The organism is Janthinobacterium sp. NKUCC06_STL, from assembly GCF_019345455.1.
Classification (GTDB): Bacteria; Pseudomonadota; Gammaproteobacteria; order Burkholderiales; family Burkholderiaceae_D; genus Janthinobacterium; species Janthinobacterium rivuli.
This window is the reverse complement of sequence record NZ_JAHKQY010000002.1, coordinates 415,870-432,652: the sequence shown is the minus strand read 5'-3', so window position 1 is coordinate 432,652 and position 16,783 is coordinate 415,870. Positions and strand designations below refer to the sequence as shown.

General features: G+C 61.2%; 15 protein-coding genes. 11 read left to right on the top strand and 4 right to left on the bottom strand.

What is annotated here, in order from left to right:
* Positions 1-235 precede the first annotated feature (235 nt).
* The 9 genes from KO539_RS10840 to KO539_RS10800 all read left to right on the top strand — a co-directional run bounded on the left by KO539_RS10840 (position 236) and on the right by KO539_RS10800 (position 10,950).
* Positions 236-2,443 (top strand): TonB-dependent siderophore receptor, encoded by a 2,208-nt coding sequence (locus KO539_RS10840; RefSeq protein ID WP_219309154.1) that lies wholly within the window; start codon positions 236-238, stop codon positions 2,441-2,443.
* A gap of 98 nt (positions 2,444-2,541) precedes the next feature.
* Positions 2,542-3,417, top strand: coding sequence for a hypothetical protein (locus KO539_RS10835; RefSeq protein WP_219309153.1), 876 nt, complete (start codon positions 2,542-2,544; stop codon positions 3,415-3,417).
* An 82-nt stretch (positions 3,418-3,499) separates the two neighbouring features.
* Positions 3,500-4,627 (top strand): sensor histidine kinase KdpD, encoded by a 1,128-nt coding sequence (locus KO539_RS10830; protein ID WP_219309151.1) that lies wholly within the window; start codon positions 3,500-3,502, stop codon positions 4,625-4,627.
* Positions 4,628-4,802: 175 nt separating this feature from the next.
* The gene (locus KO539_RS10825) at positions 4,803-6,257 is read left to right on the top strand and encodes a circularly permuted type 2 ATP-grasp protein (RefSeq protein WP_219309149.1); all 1,455 of its coding nucleotides are present in this window, start codon (positions 4,803-4,805) and stop codon (positions 6,255-6,257) included.
* Positions 6,251-7,195, top strand: a complete 945-nt coding sequence (locus KO539_RS10820; protein ID WP_219309147.1) for an alpha-E domain-containing protein — start codon at positions 6,251-6,253, stop codon at positions 7,193-7,195. Before KO539_RS10825 ends, KO539_RS10820 begins: the two co-directional genes overlap by 7 nt.
* Positions 7,195-8,004 (top strand): transglutaminase family protein, encoded by an 810-nt coding sequence (locus tag KO539_RS10815; RefSeq protein WP_219309145.1) that lies wholly within the window; start codon positions 7,195-7,197, stop codon positions 8,002-8,004. Before KO539_RS10820 ends, KO539_RS10815 begins: the two co-directional genes overlap by 1 nt.
* A 91-nt stretch (positions 8,005-8,095) precedes the next feature.
* Positions 8,096-8,974 carry a peptidase gene (locus KO539_RS10810; RefSeq protein WP_092604876.1) on the top strand — a complete coding sequence of 293 codons (879 nt, stop codon included), beginning with the start codon at positions 8,096-8,098 and terminating at the stop codon, positions 8,972-8,974.
* 106 nt (positions 8,975-9,080) lie between these two features.
* Positions 9,081-10,421, top strand: coding sequence for an alpha/beta hydrolase (locus tag KO539_RS10805; RefSeq protein ID WP_219309143.1), 1,341 nt, complete (start codon positions 9,081-9,083; stop codon positions 10,419-10,421).
* A 103-nt stretch (positions 10,422-10,524) separates the two neighbouring features.
* Complete coding sequence (locus KO539_RS10800; protein ID WP_099401920.1) at positions 10,525-10,950, top strand: Fur family transcriptional regulator; 426 nt, start codon at positions 10,525-10,527, stop codon at positions 10,948-10,950.
* A gap of 6 nt (positions 10,951-10,956) precedes the next feature.
* Here the strand turns inward: KO539_RS10800 and KO539_RS10795 are convergent, their stop codons facing one another.
* Genes KO539_RS10795 through zigA form a run of 4 tightly spaced genes read right to left on the bottom strand, consistent with a single transcriptional unit; the run spans position 10,957 to position 14,564 of the window.
* On the bottom strand, positions 10,957-11,475 hold the full coding sequence (locus KO539_RS10795; RefSeq protein ID WP_219309141.1) for a GNAT family N-acetyltransferase: 519 nt from the start codon (positions 11,473-11,475) through the stop codon (positions 10,957-10,959).
* Positions 11,476-11,519: 44 nt separating this feature from the next.
* Complete coding sequence (locus KO539_RS10790) at positions 11,520-12,308, bottom strand: hypothetical protein (protein ID WP_219309139.1); 789 nt, start codon at positions 12,306-12,308, stop codon at positions 11,520-11,522.
* Positions 12,305-13,318, bottom strand: a complete 1,014-nt coding sequence (locus KO539_RS10785) for a GTP-binding protein (RefSeq protein WP_219309137.1) — start codon at positions 13,316-13,318, stop codon at positions 12,305-12,307. Before KO539_RS10785 ends, KO539_RS10790 begins: the two co-directional genes overlap by 4 nt.
* 19 nt (positions 13,319-13,337) lie before the next feature.
* A complete protein-coding gene (gene zigA, locus KO539_RS10780; RefSeq protein ID WP_219309136.1) occupies positions 13,338-14,564 on the bottom strand; it encodes a zinc metallochaperone GTPase ZigA in 1,227 nt (408 codons plus the stop codon).
* 459 nt (positions 14,565-15,023) lie between these two features.
* Here zigA and KO539_RS10775 point away from each other — a divergent pair, with 459 nt between their 5' ends.
* The gene (locus KO539_RS10775) at positions 15,024-15,608 is read left to right on the top strand and encodes a hypothetical protein (protein WP_219309135.1); all 585 of its coding nucleotides are present in this window, start codon (positions 15,024-15,026) and stop codon (positions 15,606-15,608) included.
* A gap of 91 nt (positions 15,609-15,699) precedes the next feature.
* Entirely contained in the window at positions 15,700-16,746 is a 1,047-nt protein-coding gene (locus tag KO539_RS10770) for a hypothetical protein (RefSeq protein WP_219309134.1), read from the top strand.
* The last annotated feature ends 37 nt before the right edge of the window (positions 16,747-16,783 follow it).

The following is a 16,783-nucleotide window of genomic DNA, read 5'->3' as shown; positions in this document are numbered from 1 at the left end:
GCGGTTTCCTGTGGGCGCGCGGCGCGGTGACCCATTTTAGCGAAACTTGAATATGCGCATTAATAAATCCACAAGGTATCGTCTGGCGCGCCTTTTTCCGCCAGATTCCGGCACCCTGGCGTACGCGGTGTTGTACGAATGGCGACTTTTTTTGATCGCTTTGTCACACTTTCTCACGCGCTGCGCCACGCTGGAATATAATGATAATCATTCTCATTAATATCCAGATAACTCCATGCGCGCCTTCCACCTCGTCCCTACCCCGTTCGCCCTGGCCGCTTTCCTGCTGGCCAGCGCCGCCGCCCACGCGCAAACCACGTCCACCGCACCGGCCGGCGATGCGCAAAGCATGCCGACCGTGGTCGTCAACGCGTCGGCCGATGCGTCGGCGGAAGGTTTGTCGAAGGCGTATGCGGGCGGCCAGGTGGCGCGCGGCGGGCGTCTGGGTTTGCTGGGCAATGTGGACATGATGGACTCGCCATTCGGCAGCACCAGTTACACGCAGCAATTCATCGCCGACCAGCAAGCGCGCAGCGTGGGCGACCTGCTGCAGAGCGATCCGGCCGTGCGCATGTCGCGCGGCTATGGCAATTTCCAGGAAGTGTATGTGATCCGCGGTTTCGCCCTCGATTCCGATGATGTGGCCTACAACGGCCTGTACGGCGTGCTGCCCCGTCAATATGTATCGCCGGAATTGCTTGAGCGCGTGGAAGTGTTCCGTGGCGCCAGCGCCTTCCTCAACGGCGCGGCGCCCGGCGGCAGCGGCATCGGCGGCGCCATCAACCTGATGCCCAAGCGCGCCGGCAACACGCCGCTGACGGAATTGACCGTGGGCGTGGAATCGGGCGGACACGCCTATGCGGCCATCGACGTGGCGCGCCGCTTTGGCGAAAACAAGGAATTCGGCGTGCGCGTCAACGCCGCCAAGCGCCAGGGCGAGACCGGCATCAAGCGCGAAGACCACGACGTGGGCATGTTCTCGGTGGGCCTCGACTATCGCGGCCGCAACTACCGTCTGTCGGCCGATGCCGGCTACCAGAATTTCGATCTGACGGCGCCGCGCCCCTCCGTCTCCATTGGCGGCGTGGCCGTGCTGCCATCCGCTCCCGATGCGTCGAAGAACTTTGCCCAGCCATGGAGCTATTCGAAGGAACACGATGTGTTCGGCACGGCGCGCGCCGAGGTGGACCTGGCCAAGGATGTAGTGGCCTGGGCCGCATTTGCCTCCCGTTCGACCAAGGAAGCCAATAGCCTGGCCGAGCCGTCGTTGACCTCGAGCAATGGCGACGCCACAGTGTCGCGCTTCGACAATGCCCGCAAACAGGAGATCCGCACGGGCGAACTGGGCATTCGCGGCAAGCTCGTGACCGGCGCCGTCAAGCACACCCTGGTGGCCAGCTGGTCCGGGCACTGGAATGAAGCGAAGAACGCCTATGCCATCGGCGACAAGTTTGCCACCAATATTTATGCGCCGGTCAGCGTGGCCCCGCCGCCAACGCCCTACCCGGGCGGCATCATGAGCGACCCGCGCATCACTCAGAAAACCATCCTCAACAGCTATGCCCTGGCTGACACCATGGCCTTCCTGGACGACAAGCTGCTGCTGACCGTGGGCTTGCGCCGCCAGCAGATCAAGGATGCCGGCTACGACTACAACACTTCGGTGCTGCAAGGAAAGGCCTATGACGAGAGCGCCACGACGCCCGTGGCTGGCATCGTCTTCAAGGCCAGCAAGGATGTGTCGCTGTACGCCAACTACATCGAGGCGCTGGTCAAAGGTCCGACGGCCACTGGAACGTATGTGGAAAACGGCCAGCAACTCAATGTCGACAACATGGGCGACGTGTTTACGCCGTACAAATCGAAGCAAAAGGAAATCGGCGTCAAATATGACGGCGGCAAGCTGGGCATGAGCGCCGCACTGTTCAGCACGGCCAAGCCTTTGCTGGCCGTGGTCGGCAAGCGGGCCGAACTCGATGGCGAGCAGCGCAACCGTGGCTTGGAATTGTCGGTTTTCGGCACGCCGATGCAGGGCGTGCGCCTGCTGGGCGGCTTGACCTGGCTCGATGCAAAGCTCAGCAATACCGGCATGGCCGAGAATAATGGCAAGAAACCCATTGGCGCACCGGAAACGCAGATGAGCGTGGGCGGCGAATGGGACGTGCCCGGCGCGCCAGGCCTGACCCTGAACGCCCGCACCATCTACACCTCGACGCAATACGCGGACCAGGCCAACACCAAGCAACTGCCATCGTGGACCCGCCTCGATATCGGCGCGCGCTACCTGACGCAAGTGGCAGGCCGTGACGTGACCTTGCGCGCCCGCGTGGACAACGTGACGGACCGCAATTACTGGTCGTCGGCCGTGTCGTCCTTCAATATCGGCTCGCTGGTGCTGGCCGCGCCGCGCACCGTGGTCGTCTCGGCCAGCGTGGCGTTTTAAAGGCCGCGCGCTCTGTCGCACCACGAAAGCTGCCCTCGGGCAGCTTTTTTTTCGCGTGCGCGCCTGTGCCAGAATCCGCGCTTGGGCGACAATGCCGCATGAAACGTTACCCTGCCCTGTTGCTGTTACTCTGCCTGTCCCTGCCGGCCGCGGCCCAAAAGCAAGCGGCCTGCCCGTATGCCGCCTGGAAGAGCGGTTTCAAGGGCGATGCGCGGGCGCAAGCCACGTGTTTGCTGCGCCCCGTCAAGCTGTATGCGCGCCTGGGCGACAGCGCGCCGCTGCCGGACTTTCTTGCCGCCCGCATCGGCCAGCGCACGGGCATCGCCCCGGCGCGGTTGCGCGCCTGGCTGGCGGAACAGGGGATCGCCGAGGCGGATGTGGGCGGCCCCGTCGACGCGCCATTGTCGCGCGCCGTGGGCCGGCTGGCCGCACCGATGGCCCGCTATTTCGTCATTCACGACACCAGCTACCCGAATTTCCTGCTGGAATCCATTCCCGCCCATATCAACGACGCCAGCTGGGATTTCAACGATTTTACGACGCGCAATCCGGCGCTGGGCGGCGGTCCGAAAGGCCATGTCTACGTCAACCGCCTCGGTGATTCATTGGCCGTGCGCGACTTCGGCACGGCCAGCTACGCCAGCAAGCTGGAAAAGGACAAGCCGTCGCTGACGGGCCTGTTCCTGCACGTGGAACTGGTGCAGCCGCGCAACTCCGTGCCCGGCGGCGGCAAGGGCAACGATGGACTGGCGCCCGATCCCGGTTTTACGCCCGCGCAATACGAGCGCCTGGCCCTGCTGTACATCGCCGCCAGCGTGCGCAAGGGCACGTGGCTGATCCCCGCCTTCCACGCCGTGCTCGATACGGGCTTTGCGAATGGCCATGACGACCCGCAGAACTTTTCGCTGGAGCAATGGGATACGGCCCTCAGCCATTTGAGCGCCATCATGACAGGCGCCCATACGCCGAATTGAGTATCACTGCACGCCGATTTGGGGGATACTGTACCTCCCGCTTTTTACTGCGCGGGTGCCGTGCTGTCGATGGAGAGCTGCGATGACCTATGCCTCTGACCAGAAAATGCACACGCTGGACCTGCCCGCGCGCACGCGGCGGCTCTTCAGCATGCGCGATGCCGTGCTGACGCAGTGGGAACACGAGGTGCGCGCCAAGGTACGCGGCGCCGACGCCTTGCTGACGCCCATCCTCATCAATACCTTACCCACTTTCTTCGATAACCTGGCCGAGGCGCTGACGCCAGGCTATCCGCGCGACAATGCCACCAGCAATACCAACGCTCCGGCCGTGCATGGCAACGAACGGGCGCGCATGACCAGTTATGGCCCGGAACAGGTGATCCAGGAATACCAGATATTCCGCGACTGTTTCGCCGAGGCGGCCCTCGACGCGGGCGTGCCGCTGCGGCGCCGCGACTGGAAGGTGATCAATGCCTCGATCGACACGGGCATCCGCGAAGCCATCCTGGAATTTACGGCCATGCATGAAAGCTTCCAGCGGCGCATCGCGGCCGGCCTGTCGCACGACATGCGCAATCCCCTCTCCGTCATGCTCAACAGTGCCCAGCTGCTGCAGCGGCGCGCACAGCAGGTCGACGTGCCGGCCCTGGCATCGAAGATCATCGAACACGGCAAGCGCCTCGACGACATGGTCCAGGAATTGCTCGATACGCTCAGCTACCACCGGGGGCAAAAGCTGCCGCTGGTCTTGCAGCGCTTTGACATTCTGCCGCTGGCAAGGCAGGTGGCCGACAGCGTGAATACGGGCCATCCGGGCAAGTGCCAGGTCACGGGCGCGTCCGTCACCGGCTGGTGGTGCGAAAATTCGCTGCGCCGGGCCCTGGAAAACCTGGTGGGCAATGCCCTCAAGTACGGCGACGACGGCCCCATCCATATCCACGTCAACACCCTGCGCGAACGCATGATACTCACGGTGCACAACACGGGCAGTACTATCGCGCCCGAGCAGACCGAGCGCATCTTCGAATACCTGCGCCGCGAACACCAGGGCAGCGCGCCCGGCTGGGGCATCGGCCTGCCCTTCGTGCAAAACGTGGCGGAAAGCCATGGCGGCAGCGCGCTGGTCGACAGTGCGCCGGAAACGGGCACCACGTTTACCATCGACCTGCCCGTCGATTGCCGCCCCTTCGTCACGCCGGACGCCTGATTTCACCCGCCCCGCGCCCCATAGCCCTGCAGAATCGACACCGTAGCGCACCAAAGCGGTGCGGATGACGGTTTTACGCCACAAAAATGGTCATTTTCTACATACTTTCGGGTGTGCGGCATTGGCACGCTTCCTGCTGAGCTATAGTCAGACACGGCTCAAGGGAAATCACAACATGGCAAATTTTTTCAATGAAATGACTGCAAATGAAGTGGGTACGGACAGCAAGGTACGTGAACACTATCGTGAATTCAGCAACTGGCTGGAGCAGCAATCCCCCGAGACCATCGCCCGCAAGCGGGCGGAAGCCGACCTGACGTTCCGCCGGGTCGGCATCACGTTCGCCGTCTATGGCGACGATGCCGGCACGGAACGCCTGATTCCGTTCGACACCATCCCGCGCATCATTCCCGCCACGGAATGGGCGCAGATGCAAACGGGCCTGGTGCAACGCGTGCAAGCCTTGAACATGTTTATCCATGATATTTATCATGAGCAAAACATCATCAAGGCGGGCATCATTCCCGCCGAGCAAATCTACAAGAATGCCCAGTACCGCCCGGAAATGCAGGGTATTGCCGTCGCCTCCGACATTTACGCCCACATCGCCGGCGTCGACATCGTGCGCGCGGGCCAGGGCGAATTCTATGTGCTGGAAGACAATTTGCGCGTGCCGTCCGGCGTGTCCTACATGCTGGAAGACCGCAAGATGATGATGCGGCTGTTCCCGGAACTGTTCGCCCGCAACCGCATCGCCCCTGTCGACCATTACCCTGACATGCTGCTCGACAACCTGCGCTCCGTCGCCCCGATGGGCGTGGATGACCCGACTGTTGTCGTCATGACACCCGGCATGTACAACTCCGCCTACTTCGAGCATGCCTTCCTGGCCCAGCAAATGGGCGTGGAACTGGTCGAAGGCAAGGATCTGTTCGTCAACGACAATTCCGTGTACATGCGCACCACGCGCGGGCCAAAAAGAGTCGACGTCATTTATCGCCGCGTGGACGACGATTTCCTCGATCCGCTGGCCTTCCGTTCCGATTCCTCGCTGGGCGTGCCGGGCCTGCTGTCTGTCTACCGCGCCGGCCGGGTGACTCTGGCGAACGCCATCGGCACGGGCGTGGCCGACGACAAGTCGATCTATCCTTTTGTTCCCGACATGATCAAGTTTTACCTGTCGCAGGAACCCATACTCAACAACGTACCGACGTACCAGTGCCGCAAACCGGCCGATTTGTCCTACGTGCTGGCGAACCTGGCGCAACTTGTCGTCAAGGAAGTGCATGGCGCGGGCGGCTACGGCATGCTGGTGGGGCCGGCGTCCAGCCTGGCCCAGATCGAGGACTTCCGCCAGCGCCTGCTGGCCAATCCGGGCGGCTACATCGCCCAGCCAACCCTCGCCCTGTCCGCCTGTCCCACGTACGTCGAGGCCGGCATCGCGCCGCGCCACATCGATTTGCGTCCGTTCGTGCTGTCCGGCAAGACGATTTCCATGGTGCCCGGCGGCCTGACCCGCGTGGCGCTCGGTGAAGGTTCGCTGGTGGTCAACTCCTCGCAAGGGGGCGGCACCAAGGATACCTGGGTACTGGAAGCCACATCCGCTTTTGCAGGAGAGAAAACATGCTGAGCCGCACCGCCGATCATTTGTTCTGGATGGCCCGCTACACGGAGCGGGCGGAAAACACGGCGCGCATGCTCGACGTCAACATGCAAACGGCGATGCTGCCGCAGTCCGAGCAGGACGCGGAGCAAGGCTGGCGCGCCACCCTGGGTATTTCCGAGCTGCAAAGCGCCTACGACCACAAATATGGCCGCTTCCACACGCGCGACGTGCTCGACTTCATGGTGCGCGACCCGAACAACCCCTCATCCATCCTCGCCTGCCTGACGGGCGCGCGCGAAAACGCCCGCGCCGTGCGGGGGACTTTGACGACAGAAGTGTGGGAAATCCAGAACGCCACCTGGCTCGACATGCAGAAACGTTTGAAAAGCAATCTGCTGGAAACGGATCCCAGCCAATTCTTCGAATGGGTCAAGTACCGCTCGCACCTGTCGCGCGGCGTCACTTTAGGCACCATGCTCAAGGACGAAGCCATCCACTTCATTCGCCTGGGCACCTTCCTCGAGCGGGCCGACAACACGGCGCGCATCCTCGACGTGAAGTTCCACGGTGCGCGCGATACGTCGAAAGACATCACCCAGCGCGATTTTTACTACTGGGCGGCCCTGCTGCGCTCGGTGTCCGGCTTCGAGATCTACCGCAAGGTCTACCGCGACGTGATCACCCCGGCACGGGTGGCGGAATTGCTGATGCTGCGCGGCGACATGCCGCGTTCCCTGCTGGCCTGCATGGATGACGTGGTGGAAAATCTCAAGCACATCCGCAACGATGTGTCGGCCGATACGGAGCGTTTCGCAGGGAAACTGCATGCGGAGCTGAAATTCGGCCATATCGACGACATCATGAAGGCGGGTTTGCATCTGACCCTCACGGAGTTTCTGGAAAACATCAATGACCTGGGCAACCGGGTCAGCCGCGACTTCCTCGTTCCCCTGGCGGCCTGATGCAGCTCACCATCCGCCACGAAACCGAGTACGCCTACAGCGCACCGCTGGCCTACACCATCCAGCAGCTGCACCTGACGCCGCGTATCGAGCCGCAGCAGCGGGCATTGTCCTGGCAAATCACGACGCCGGGCCAGTGCCACGCCTACACGGATGCCTACGGCAATCTGTCGCACATGCTGACGATTAACGGCAGCCATCACTCCCTGAGCCTGGTGGCGCATGGCGTGGTGGAAACCATCTACCCGCACAAGGGACGGCTGAACCTGATCGATACCTTGTCGCCGCTGCTGTTTACCATGCCGACGCCGCTGACCCTGGCCAATCCCGCCATCCTCGACCTGGCGGCCGCCAGCCTGCCGGACCAGCGCGTGACGGCGGGCACGGGCCATCTGCTGCGCCTGGCCGAGCACATCGTCGGCAAGGTGGCGTATGAAAGCGGCGCCACCATGGTCACCACGACGGCTGGCGACGCCCTGGCCCTGGGACGCGGCGTGTGCCAGGATCACGCGCATCTGTTCCTCGCCTGCTGCCACGCCTGGGGCATCCCGGCCCGCTATGTGTCCGGCTACATCGATCCGGGCACGACGGGACACGCGGCCAGCCATGCCTGGGTCGACGCGTGGGCCGAAGACACGGATTTCGCGGGCTGGGTCAGCATCGACGTCACGCATGCGCGGCTGATGACGGATGCGTATTGCCGCCTGGCCATCGGGCGCGACTACGATTCGGCCGCCCCCGTGCGCGGCGTGCGCCAGGGTGGCGGCACGGAAACGTTGAGCGTCGATGTGCAGATCGTACCTGTATAAACAGGCAGGAATGAGGCTGGCCGGGCCTTGCCAGCAGGTGGCAAGGCCCGGCTGGTGTAAAATGCTTCCCCTTTTGATGTGATTTACGACGATGACTTATTGCATAGGCATGCGCCTGAACGAAGGCCTGGTCTTCCTGTCCGACTCCCGCACCAACGCCGGCGTGGACCAGGTGGGCACCTTCCGCAAGATGAGCGTGTTCGAAAACCCGGGCGACCGCATGCTGGTCCTGATGACGGCCGGCAACCTGTCGATCTCGCAGGCGATCCGCCAGATCGTTTCCGAACACGTGGATGCGGACGGACGCAGCATCTGGAACGTGGCCAGCATGTACGACGCGGCGCGTATCGTGGGAGAAGCCGTGCGCACCGTGCACCTGCGCGAAGCGAAGGCCCTGGCCGACTGCGGCATCGATTTCAACGTCAGCATCATTCTGGGCGGCCAGATCGGCGCCGAGCGCTGCCGCCTGTTCCAGGTGTATTCGGCCGGCAATTTCATCGAATCGCACGATGAAAACACGTATTTCCAGATCGGCGAAGCGAAATATGGCAAGCCCATCATCGACCGGGTCATCAACCCGTTCACGCGCCTGGACGAGGCGGCCAAGTGCGCCCTCATTTCCATGGATTCGACCCTGCGCTCGAACATTTCCGTCGGATTGCCGCTCGACCTGCTCGTCTATGAGACGGGCAGCCTGGCCGTCACGCGCTTCGTCACCATCGATGAAAAGAACCAGTATTTCCGCATGATCCGCGACACCTGGGGCGAGCAATTGAAACATGTGTTCGAAGGCATCGTCGACCCCGTATGGAATGCGGCGCCCGAGACGACGACGAACGTGCTGTCGTCCGCCAATATGCACAGCAAGCCCGTGCGCGTCGCCATCCCCGAGCACGTGAGCCGCGGCGGCCTGACCGTGGCGCCCTTGCAATCGCTGGCGCAGCAGTTCAGCGACGACAAGCAGCATTGACCGTTGGCAGGCCCGCTGCGCGCGCCGCTGGACAAGTCGCTTTTCGCGTGCTTTTATGGCGATGGGTTGACATTTAATCCAGACTGACCTGAAAGGCAGGTGGCGCATGGACTTGATCACTTCCGCTGTGGTGGCAGCCATCGGGCATGGCGCGCCCGGCCACGCGCCTGAAGCCGTCGCCAGCCATTATCAACGGCTGAAGCAGGCCATCGCCAGGTTCGACGGCGCGGCCGCCATCCTGGCCGCCATCGCCGCGCTCGAAGCCGAGCCTGCAAATAGTCAGCTGCAACTGGCCCTGTCGGCCGCCCTGTCCAGCGCGAAAGTGCCGGACGACATGGAAACCCTGTTTGCCGCGCAAGGCTTGCTTGATGCGCTGCAGCGGCCTTTCCCCCAGGCACCCGAAGTGGAAGCCGTGCCCGCCCCGGCCGATAAAAGCGCCGTCGTCTCGAATTATGCGGTGGTCAAAGTGTATTTCGCCACCGACCGCCAGCGCGACGTGGGCAAGCCGCCGGCCCAGCGCTTCAGCGGCGAACGCAACATCAAGAGCGGTAATGGTCCGCTCAGCTATGGCAGCTGCGACATCAGCATCCCCCGCGACCACCGCATGGGCCAGCTGGAATCGCCGTCGCTGTGGCGCCTGGAATTTCGCGACGATCCGGCCAAGCACGTGGTGCTGCTGTCCGCCGAGGTGCAAGACCGCGACAACTTCTTTGCCGCATTAAAAACGCAGATCCGCGCTTCGGCCGGCAAGAGCGCCTTTGTCTTCGTGCACGGCTACAACGTGAGTTTCGAGGATGCGGCGCGGCGCACGGGACAGATGGCCTACGATCTCGGTTTCGACGGCGCACCCGTGTTCTACAGCTGGCCGTCGCGCGGCGAGGTGGCCGGCTACACCATCGATGAAAACAATATCGAGTGGAGCACGCCCCACCTCACGGCCTTCCTGGCCGACTTTCTCGCCAGCACGGAGGCGGCGCAAGTGTATCTGGTGGGACACAGCATGGGCAGCCGGGGCCTCACGCGCGCCGTGGCCGACTTGCTGGCCGCGCAGCCGCAGCTGGCGCAAAAGATCACGGAAATCATCCTGTCCGCACCCGACATCGACGCCGCCATCTTCAAGCACGATATCGCGCCAAAACTGGCCGGCGCGCGCAACCCCGTCACCCTGTATGCCTCGTCGCAAGACCTGGCCCTGGCCGCCTCGAAAGCCGTGCACGGTTACGCGCGCGCGGGCGACAGCGGCGCCGGCATGCTGATCGTGACGGGCGTGGAAACGATCGACGCCACCGGGGTCGACACGAGCTTCATGAAACACACGTATTTCGCGGAAAAGCGCTCGGCCCTGTCCGACATGTTTTATCTGATACGCAACCATGCGCGCGCCGACCAGCGCTTTCTCGACCCCGTCGATACGGTGGCCGGCCGCTATTGGACATTCAAACCATGACGCCGTTCCATCGAGTGCGGCACGCATGCTAAGATACGGCCCAGAGGGTGGCAACGGGCACGGCGATGACGCCGCCAGCCGATCCCCCGCAAGCAGGCCTATCATGTTGACAACATCTTCTACACCGCAAGCCGAATCGCTGATCCGCAACACCAACGCCCGCGTTACCAAGACGCGCGTGAAGGTGCTCGACTTTTTAATGGCGCAAAGCCGTTCGCTGACCCACCATGAAATCCAGCAGGCGCTGTCGCAGGACAGCGACATCGATTCCGTCACCCTGTACCGGGTGCTGGAATGGCTGACGGAAAATGAACTGGTGCACCGCATCGCGGGCGCTGACCAGGTGTGGCGCTTCAGCGCGGGCGCCGGCCACCAGGCGCACGAGCACGCGCATTTCCAGTGCACCAAATGCGCGAACGTCACCTGCTTCAATGAAGTCAAGCTGCCGCCGCCCGTGCTCTTGCCGGAAGGTTTCAGCGGCGGCGAGGTCGATTACCTGATCAAGGGCCTGTGCCCGCGCTGCAAATAGCGGGTGTCACCTGAGCAGCAAGGCCAGGTGATGCTCGTCATAAAATAGCTCGCCCACGCGCATCGAGCGCGGCTCCGTGCCATACGCGATAAATCCCAGCGATTCATACAGGCGCAAGGCGGCATTGTTTTCCGCATTCACGCTCAAATGCACTTGCATGACGGCAGGGTCGTGTTCGGCCTGTTCGATGCAGGCGTTCACGAGGCGCCGCGCCATGCCCTTGCCCCGCTGCGTCACATCGACGAACACGCCCCACAGCAAGGCCTTGTGCGACAGTTGCCGCATGGGTTCGCGCCGCAAGCCGGCAAAGCCGACCAGGCGTTCGCCATCGAAGGCACCGAAAGCCCTGTGCAGCGGGCCGCCGGCGATGCGCTGCGCATGTTCTTGCGGCGTGCGCGCCAGCTCATCCTCGCGCGACGAGGAAAACGAACTGGGCGAATCAAGGATGGCGCGCAGGCGCAGCGCGCAAAAGGCGGCGGTGTCGGCTGGCGTCAGCAGGCGAATGACGATCTCGGGTGCGGGCATGGTGGAATCCGGCAGTTTTTTTCCATTATACCCACGCCTCCGTCTCAGGCACGCACGCGGCGCAAGCCCATCAAGGTCCAGCCATACAGGGCCGCCATCAGCAATACCATGGCCGCGCCCAGCGCCGCCGTCCAGCTTTCCGGCAGCGACCATGCGGAGTCCAGCTTGCCGGCCGCCATGGCGGCGGCCATGGCCACGCAGATGGCGACGATGGGCCAGCCCAGGCGGCGCCTGAAGGCGCGCACGATATCCGCCTGCCCCGTGCGCATGACCTTTGCCGTGACCCAGCCATCGAAGGTATCCGTCACGCCCATGCCGACGGCAAACACCAGGCCGGTCAGCAAGGCTGGCTGCATGCCGCCCAGCGCGACGGCCGCGTAGCCCCAGGCAGCCGCCTGCAGAGCCGTGTCGAACACCAGCGCGAACAGCATGCCGACGAGGATGGCGGCCAGCGGCCCCGATGCGCCCCGCAGCGGCCGTGGCAACAGCCGCCCGCGCACCTCGGCCAGTTGCGCGCCGGCCAGCAAGCTGCGCGCATTCATGCCAGCGATGAACAGCAGCAAGGCGATGGGCAGCCATTCCAGCCAGCCAAACACGGCTTCAGACGGTGTAAATTGCTGCGATGCCACGGCGGCCAAGGCCACGATGGCCAGCACGGTAACGCCATGGCCCAGCGCAAACAGCGCGCCCATCCACGGCGCCCAGCGCGGCGCTGCCGCCTGGCTGCGCAAGGTCAGGCCATCGACGGCGGCCAGGTGGTCGGGCTCCAGCCCATGCCGCATACCGAGAAGAAAGATCAGCGCCAGGGCGGGCAGGCCCGCTTCCACGCTCATGCCGCCACCTCGACGGGGCTGTCCGCTGTGGCCAGCGCGACCACGCAACGGTCCAGGCCCCGGATCAGCATATCCTGCGGCAAGTCGCGGCCGATAAAAATGATCTTGCTGGCGCGCGTCTCGCCATCGCGCCACGGCGCACCGAGTTCCGAGCCCATCAGCATGTGCACGCCCTGGAAGACGGCGCGGCATGGTATGTCGGCAACATACAAAATGCCCTTGTAGCGCATCAGCTGGGCGCCGAACAGCTGCACCACGGCATCGAGGAAATTTTCCACCTGCAGCAGATCCAGGGGCTGGGACTGGTGGTAGACGAACGATTGCACGCCGTCGCCATGGCGGTGGCCCAGTTCCCCCAGGAAATCCGGCTCCAGTTCGACGATGGCGTTCAAGTTGAAACCGCGAATGTTCAGGATGTCGCGCAGCGGCACATTGCCAAAGCTGACTTTCTGTATGCTGGCACGGCCATTGATGGCGACCAAGCGCTGGCGCAGCGCGGCCAGCTCGTCCTTGCTGACCAGGTCCGTCTTCGACAGCAGGATGCGGTCGGCAAAGCCGACTTGCTCCTGGGCTTCCTTGTGCGCCGTCAATTGCTGCTGCGCGTGGCGCGCATCGACCACCGTCAAAATGGCGTCGAGCATGTAAAACTCGCTGATTGACGGTTCCGCAAAGAAGGTTTGCGCCACGGGGCCAGGCGCGGCCAGACCCGTCGTTTCGATGATCACGTGGTCGAAATCGATACTACCCGCTGCGCGCCTGGCGTGCAGTTCGCCCAGGATGCGGATCAGGTCGCCGCGCACGCTGCAACAGATGCAACCATTGTTCATTTCCACGATCTGCTCGTCGCTGTCCTGCACCAGCAAGCCATGGTCGATGCTTTCGGCGGCGAATTCGTTTTCGATCACGGCGATGCGCATGCCGTGATCGCCCTGCAATATGCGCTTGAGCATCGTGGTCTTCCCGCTGCCGAGAAAACCCGTGATGATGGTGACGGGGATCAGTTCTGTCATAGTGCTTTCCTGTTGATGATTAATCTTCGAGTTCTTCCATGCGCTGCCATTGGGGAAACGGGTCGGGCAGCTTGCGCCAGGCGGCCATGCCCTGGCGCGTTTCCGTGTAGTTGAGTTGACATTTCTTTAAGTCCGCCTCGATGGCGGCCTGGTCCATGTCCTGACCGATGAAGACGAGCTCCTGGTAGCGGTCGCCATACGTTTCGTTCCAGCCCGCTTTAACTTCCGCCAGCGAGGCCGCATCCGTAGGCCAGCGCTCCTTCGGCACAGAGGCCCACCACAAGCCCACGGGTTCGATATTCATCAGCTTGCCCGCGCCGGACAGGCTGGCCACCCATTCGGGACGGCTGGCCAGCCAGAAATATCCCTTGCTGCGCACCACGCCCTTGATCGGCTGGGCAATGTAGTCATGCAGACGCTGCGCGTGGAACGGCTCTTTCGCCCGGTAGACAAAACTGCTGATGCCATACGTTTCCGTCTCCGGCGTGTGGGTGCCAGCCAGTTCCTGCGCCCAGCCCGGCATGCTGGCCGCCTGTTCCAGGTCGAACAAGTTCGTGCCCAGGATGGCGTCCAGCGGCACGACGGACTGGTTGGTTTCGATGATGCGGGCGCCGGGATTGAGGGCTTTGATGACGGCCAGCACGCGCAGGCGCTCGGCCGCATCGACCATGTCGACCTTGTTGAGGACGATGACATTGGCAAACTCGATCTGTTCCGTCAGCAAGTTGGCCAGCTGGCGGTCGTCACCCTCGCCCGCGATCTCGCCGCGCTGCTCCAGGCTGTCTTCGCTGTGGAAATCCGCCAGCAGGTTGGCGCAGTCGACCACGGTGACCATGCAGTCGATGCGCGCCACGTCGTTCAGGCTGTCGCCGTGCTCATCCTCGAAGTCGAAGGTGGCGGCCACGGGCATCGGCTCGCCCACGCCCGTCGATTCGATCAGCAAATAATCGAAGCGGTCTTCCGCAGCCAGGCGCCGCACTTCCAGCAACAGATCGTCACGCAGCGTGCAACAGATGCAGCCGTTTGACATTTCCACGAGTTTTTCTTCCGTGCGCGACAGGGCCGCACCGGCCGCTTCCGCGCTGTCTTTCACCAGCGAAGCGTCGATATTGACTTCGCTCATGTCGTTGACGATGACGGCCACACGCTTGCCTTCGCGGTTGCGCAAGATGTGGTTGAGCAAGGTGGTCTTGCCGGCGCCGAGAAAGCCGGACAGGACGGTGACTGGGAGTTTGCGCTGGGTCATGGGGATTCCTTTGGCTGGCTGAGTTGCTGAGTTGGCGATGGTCGCATTAATGCAAATGAATTGCGTTTTTAAATTATAATGCAACCAACTTGCATTTGTGTGGCGATCTTTGTCTGCCACCGTGAAAAAGAGGAATCCATGCGCTCCCAGCAGGATCAGGATCCCGGCCCTCGACGTGCTAGAGTGCAAGCTCGTCGGCAATGCCATCGAAGTAAGCGCATGGCGGCTGAACTGTTGTCGACAGCCCCTGGATGATGCGATGAAGACTGCTTCTGCCCCTCGTGCAGACATACCGCCGTGCTTCTCAGCCGCGCGGCCGCGTGAGCATCACATCGGCTGGCTTCGATCGTATTAGCCCTTAGCAAGCCGCTCTTAACTATTTTATTCTCCCCTGGCCCAATGAAAAAAATACTGATAATAAGCCTGCTCGCTCTCATCTCCATATATGTTTTTAAGCAAATGATTTACACCCCCTACATATGGAAACAAACCATTAACAGCCCTGAGCATAAATTGCAAATTGGAAGTTTCATTTTCAGCAAAAGAACAGGGGTGAATGGTGGAAGTCAAAGCATTCAAACGGATCATTACATTTTCAAAGTAATAGAGATCAATGGCGATCATGTTCGGCTTTCTGTTGTCAGGCAATTGTCGAAAAATAACACAATTTCACAATCCGACTTCTCGACCACAAAAGAGCATTTTGAATATTTAAAAAAACATATCAATGAAATTACAGTTACAGGAATATCAACAAAAGACTTATTCGTTGGAAATTATGAGCCATATACCATGAATGATTATTTGCTGAAGAAGTATCCTTCATTGGAAAAATCAAGGTATTACTTCGAAGATATCCCTGAAGATATGAAAAATTTGCCGTTACCGACAGACCATATCAAACTACTGGATTATTTTAGTTCAATCTATTCCAAAAAAGAAATTATTGAAAATGGCAATCTTGTACTCTGGGTTTTAAATAATAGCGGCAATCCTGAATTAGCCAAAAACTCAGCAGAAGATATAGATTTGATACAAAATTAGATTTTTGTCGCGCTTGATCAATTGTGCTTGCATGGGGCGTGAAGATACTCCATCTTGCCACAGTTCAATTTTCACAATCACCAAGGAATCGATGTTCTTACGCAACTCCACAAGGCTTCTTGCCGTACTTGTTTTAATGATGGGCAGTGCCATTGCCGCAGACATACAAAAGCCGATCCAGCACTATCTTTACTTTAATCACCGTGAACTGCACGGGGAAAACATCCGCTCGGATAAAGCGTTAAACGATCCCCGCTTCCGTGGCGCGCAAATCGTCTACACCTGGCGCAGCCTGGAGCCACAACAGGACCGGTATGATTTTGCGGCGATCCGCCACGACATCGCCCATCTCGATTCAATCGGCAAAAAACTGTGGATACAACTGCAGGAAAAATCCTTCACGCCGCGCCATAATGTGCCGGCCTATTTACTCAGCGATCCCCTATATCAGGGCGGCATCATCAAGCAAAGCATGCTCTCGGCGCCGGAGCGCGACCCGCACAAACCGGTGACGGATGATGAATACGGCTGGTCGCCAAAGATGTGGGAACAACCGGTGCGCGACCGTTACCAGCGCTTGATCCGGGCGCTGGGCCAGGAATTCGACGGAAAAATCGAGGGCATTAATTTCAGCGAAAGCTCGATCGACATCGGTGTCGAGGACAGTAAAGGAAATACAATTTTTCCCGATGATTTCAAGCCGCAACAGTATGTCGATGCCATCAAGGAAAACATGCGGGTGCTGGCCGGCGCCTTTCCTCACACCACCACCATGGTGTATTTGAATTTTTTGCCAGGTGAATGGTTGCCGTGGAGCGACAAGGGTTATATGCGCAGCGTGTTTGCGCAAGCGCAAACGCTAAAGATGGGCGTGGGCGGCCCCGACCTGATGCCGTATCGAAAAAGCCATATGGGCCAAAGCTACGGCTTCATCAAGGACTATCCGGCCGATCTGGTCAAAGGCATGGCCGTGCAAGACGGCAATCTGCGCCAGATCAATCCCCGCACCGGGAAAAAAAATTCGGTCGAGGATGTCCTCGACTTTGCCCGCAATTACCTGGGCCTGGACTATATTTTCTGGGTGGAGGATGAACCATACTTCAGCAATGAGGTGCTGAAAAAGCTGCCGACGCATTGATACGCCGGCACGACGCCATGCGCCCTGCCACACTGTC

Bases quoted from the DNA above. Each gene is read 5' to 3' on its own strand.
- KO539_RS10835 (WP_219309153.1), top strand. From the start codon at position 2,542: ATGAAACGTTACCCTGCCCTGTTGCTGTTACTCTGCCTGTCCCTGCCG.
- KO539_RS10795 (WP_219309141.1), bottom strand. From the start codon at position 11,475: ATGCCCGCACCCGAGATCGTCATTCGCCTGCTGACGCCAGCCGACACC.
- KO539_RS10820 (WP_219309147.1), top strand. From the start codon at position 6,251: ATGCTGAGCCGCACCGCCGATCATTTGTTCTGGATGGCCCGCTACACG.
- KO539_RS10800 (WP_099401920.1), top strand. From the start codon at position 10,525: ATGTTGACAACATCTTCTACACCGCAAGCCGAATCGCTGATCCGCAAC.
- KO539_RS10785 (WP_219309137.1), bottom strand. From the start codon at position 13,318: ATGACAGAACTGATCCCCGTCACCATCATCACGGGTTTTCTCGGCAGC.
- KO539_RS10775 (WP_219309135.1), top strand. From the start codon at position 15,024: ATGATTTACACCCCCTACATATGGAAACAAACCATTAACAGCCCTGAG.
- KO539_RS10810 (WP_092604876.1), top strand. From the start codon at position 8,096: ATGACTTATTGCATAGGCATGCGCCTGAACGAAGGCCTGGTCTTCCTG.
- KO539_RS10805 (WP_219309143.1), top strand. From the start codon at position 9,081: ATGGACTTGATCACTTCCGCTGTGGTGGCAGCCATCGGGCATGGCGCG.
- zigA (WP_219309136.1), bottom strand. From the start codon at position 14,564: ATGACCCAGCGCAAACTCCCAGTCACCGTCCTGTCCGGCTTTCTCGGC.
- KO539_RS10815 (WP_219309145.1), top strand. From the start codon at position 7,195: ATGCAGCTCACCATCCGCCACGAAACCGAGTACGCCTACAGCGCACCG.
- KO539_RS10830 (WP_219309151.1), top strand. From the start codon at position 3,500: ATGACCTATGCCTCTGACCAGAAAATGCACACGCTGGACCTGCCCGCG.
- KO539_RS10790 (WP_219309139.1), bottom strand. From the start codon at position 12,308: ATGAGCGTGGAAGCGGGCCTGCCCGCCCTGGCGCTGATCTTTCTTCTC.
- KO539_RS10825 (WP_219309149.1), top strand. From the start codon at position 4,803: ATGGCAAATTTTTTCAATGAAATGACTGCAAATGAAGTGGGTACGGAC.
- KO539_RS10770 (WP_219309134.1), top strand. From the start codon at position 15,700: ATGTTCTTACGCAACTCCACAAGGCTTCTTGCCGTACTTGTTTTAATG.
- KO539_RS10840 (WP_219309154.1), top strand. From the start codon at position 236: ATGCGCGCCTTCCACCTCGTCCCTACCCCGTTCGCCCTGGCCGCTTTC.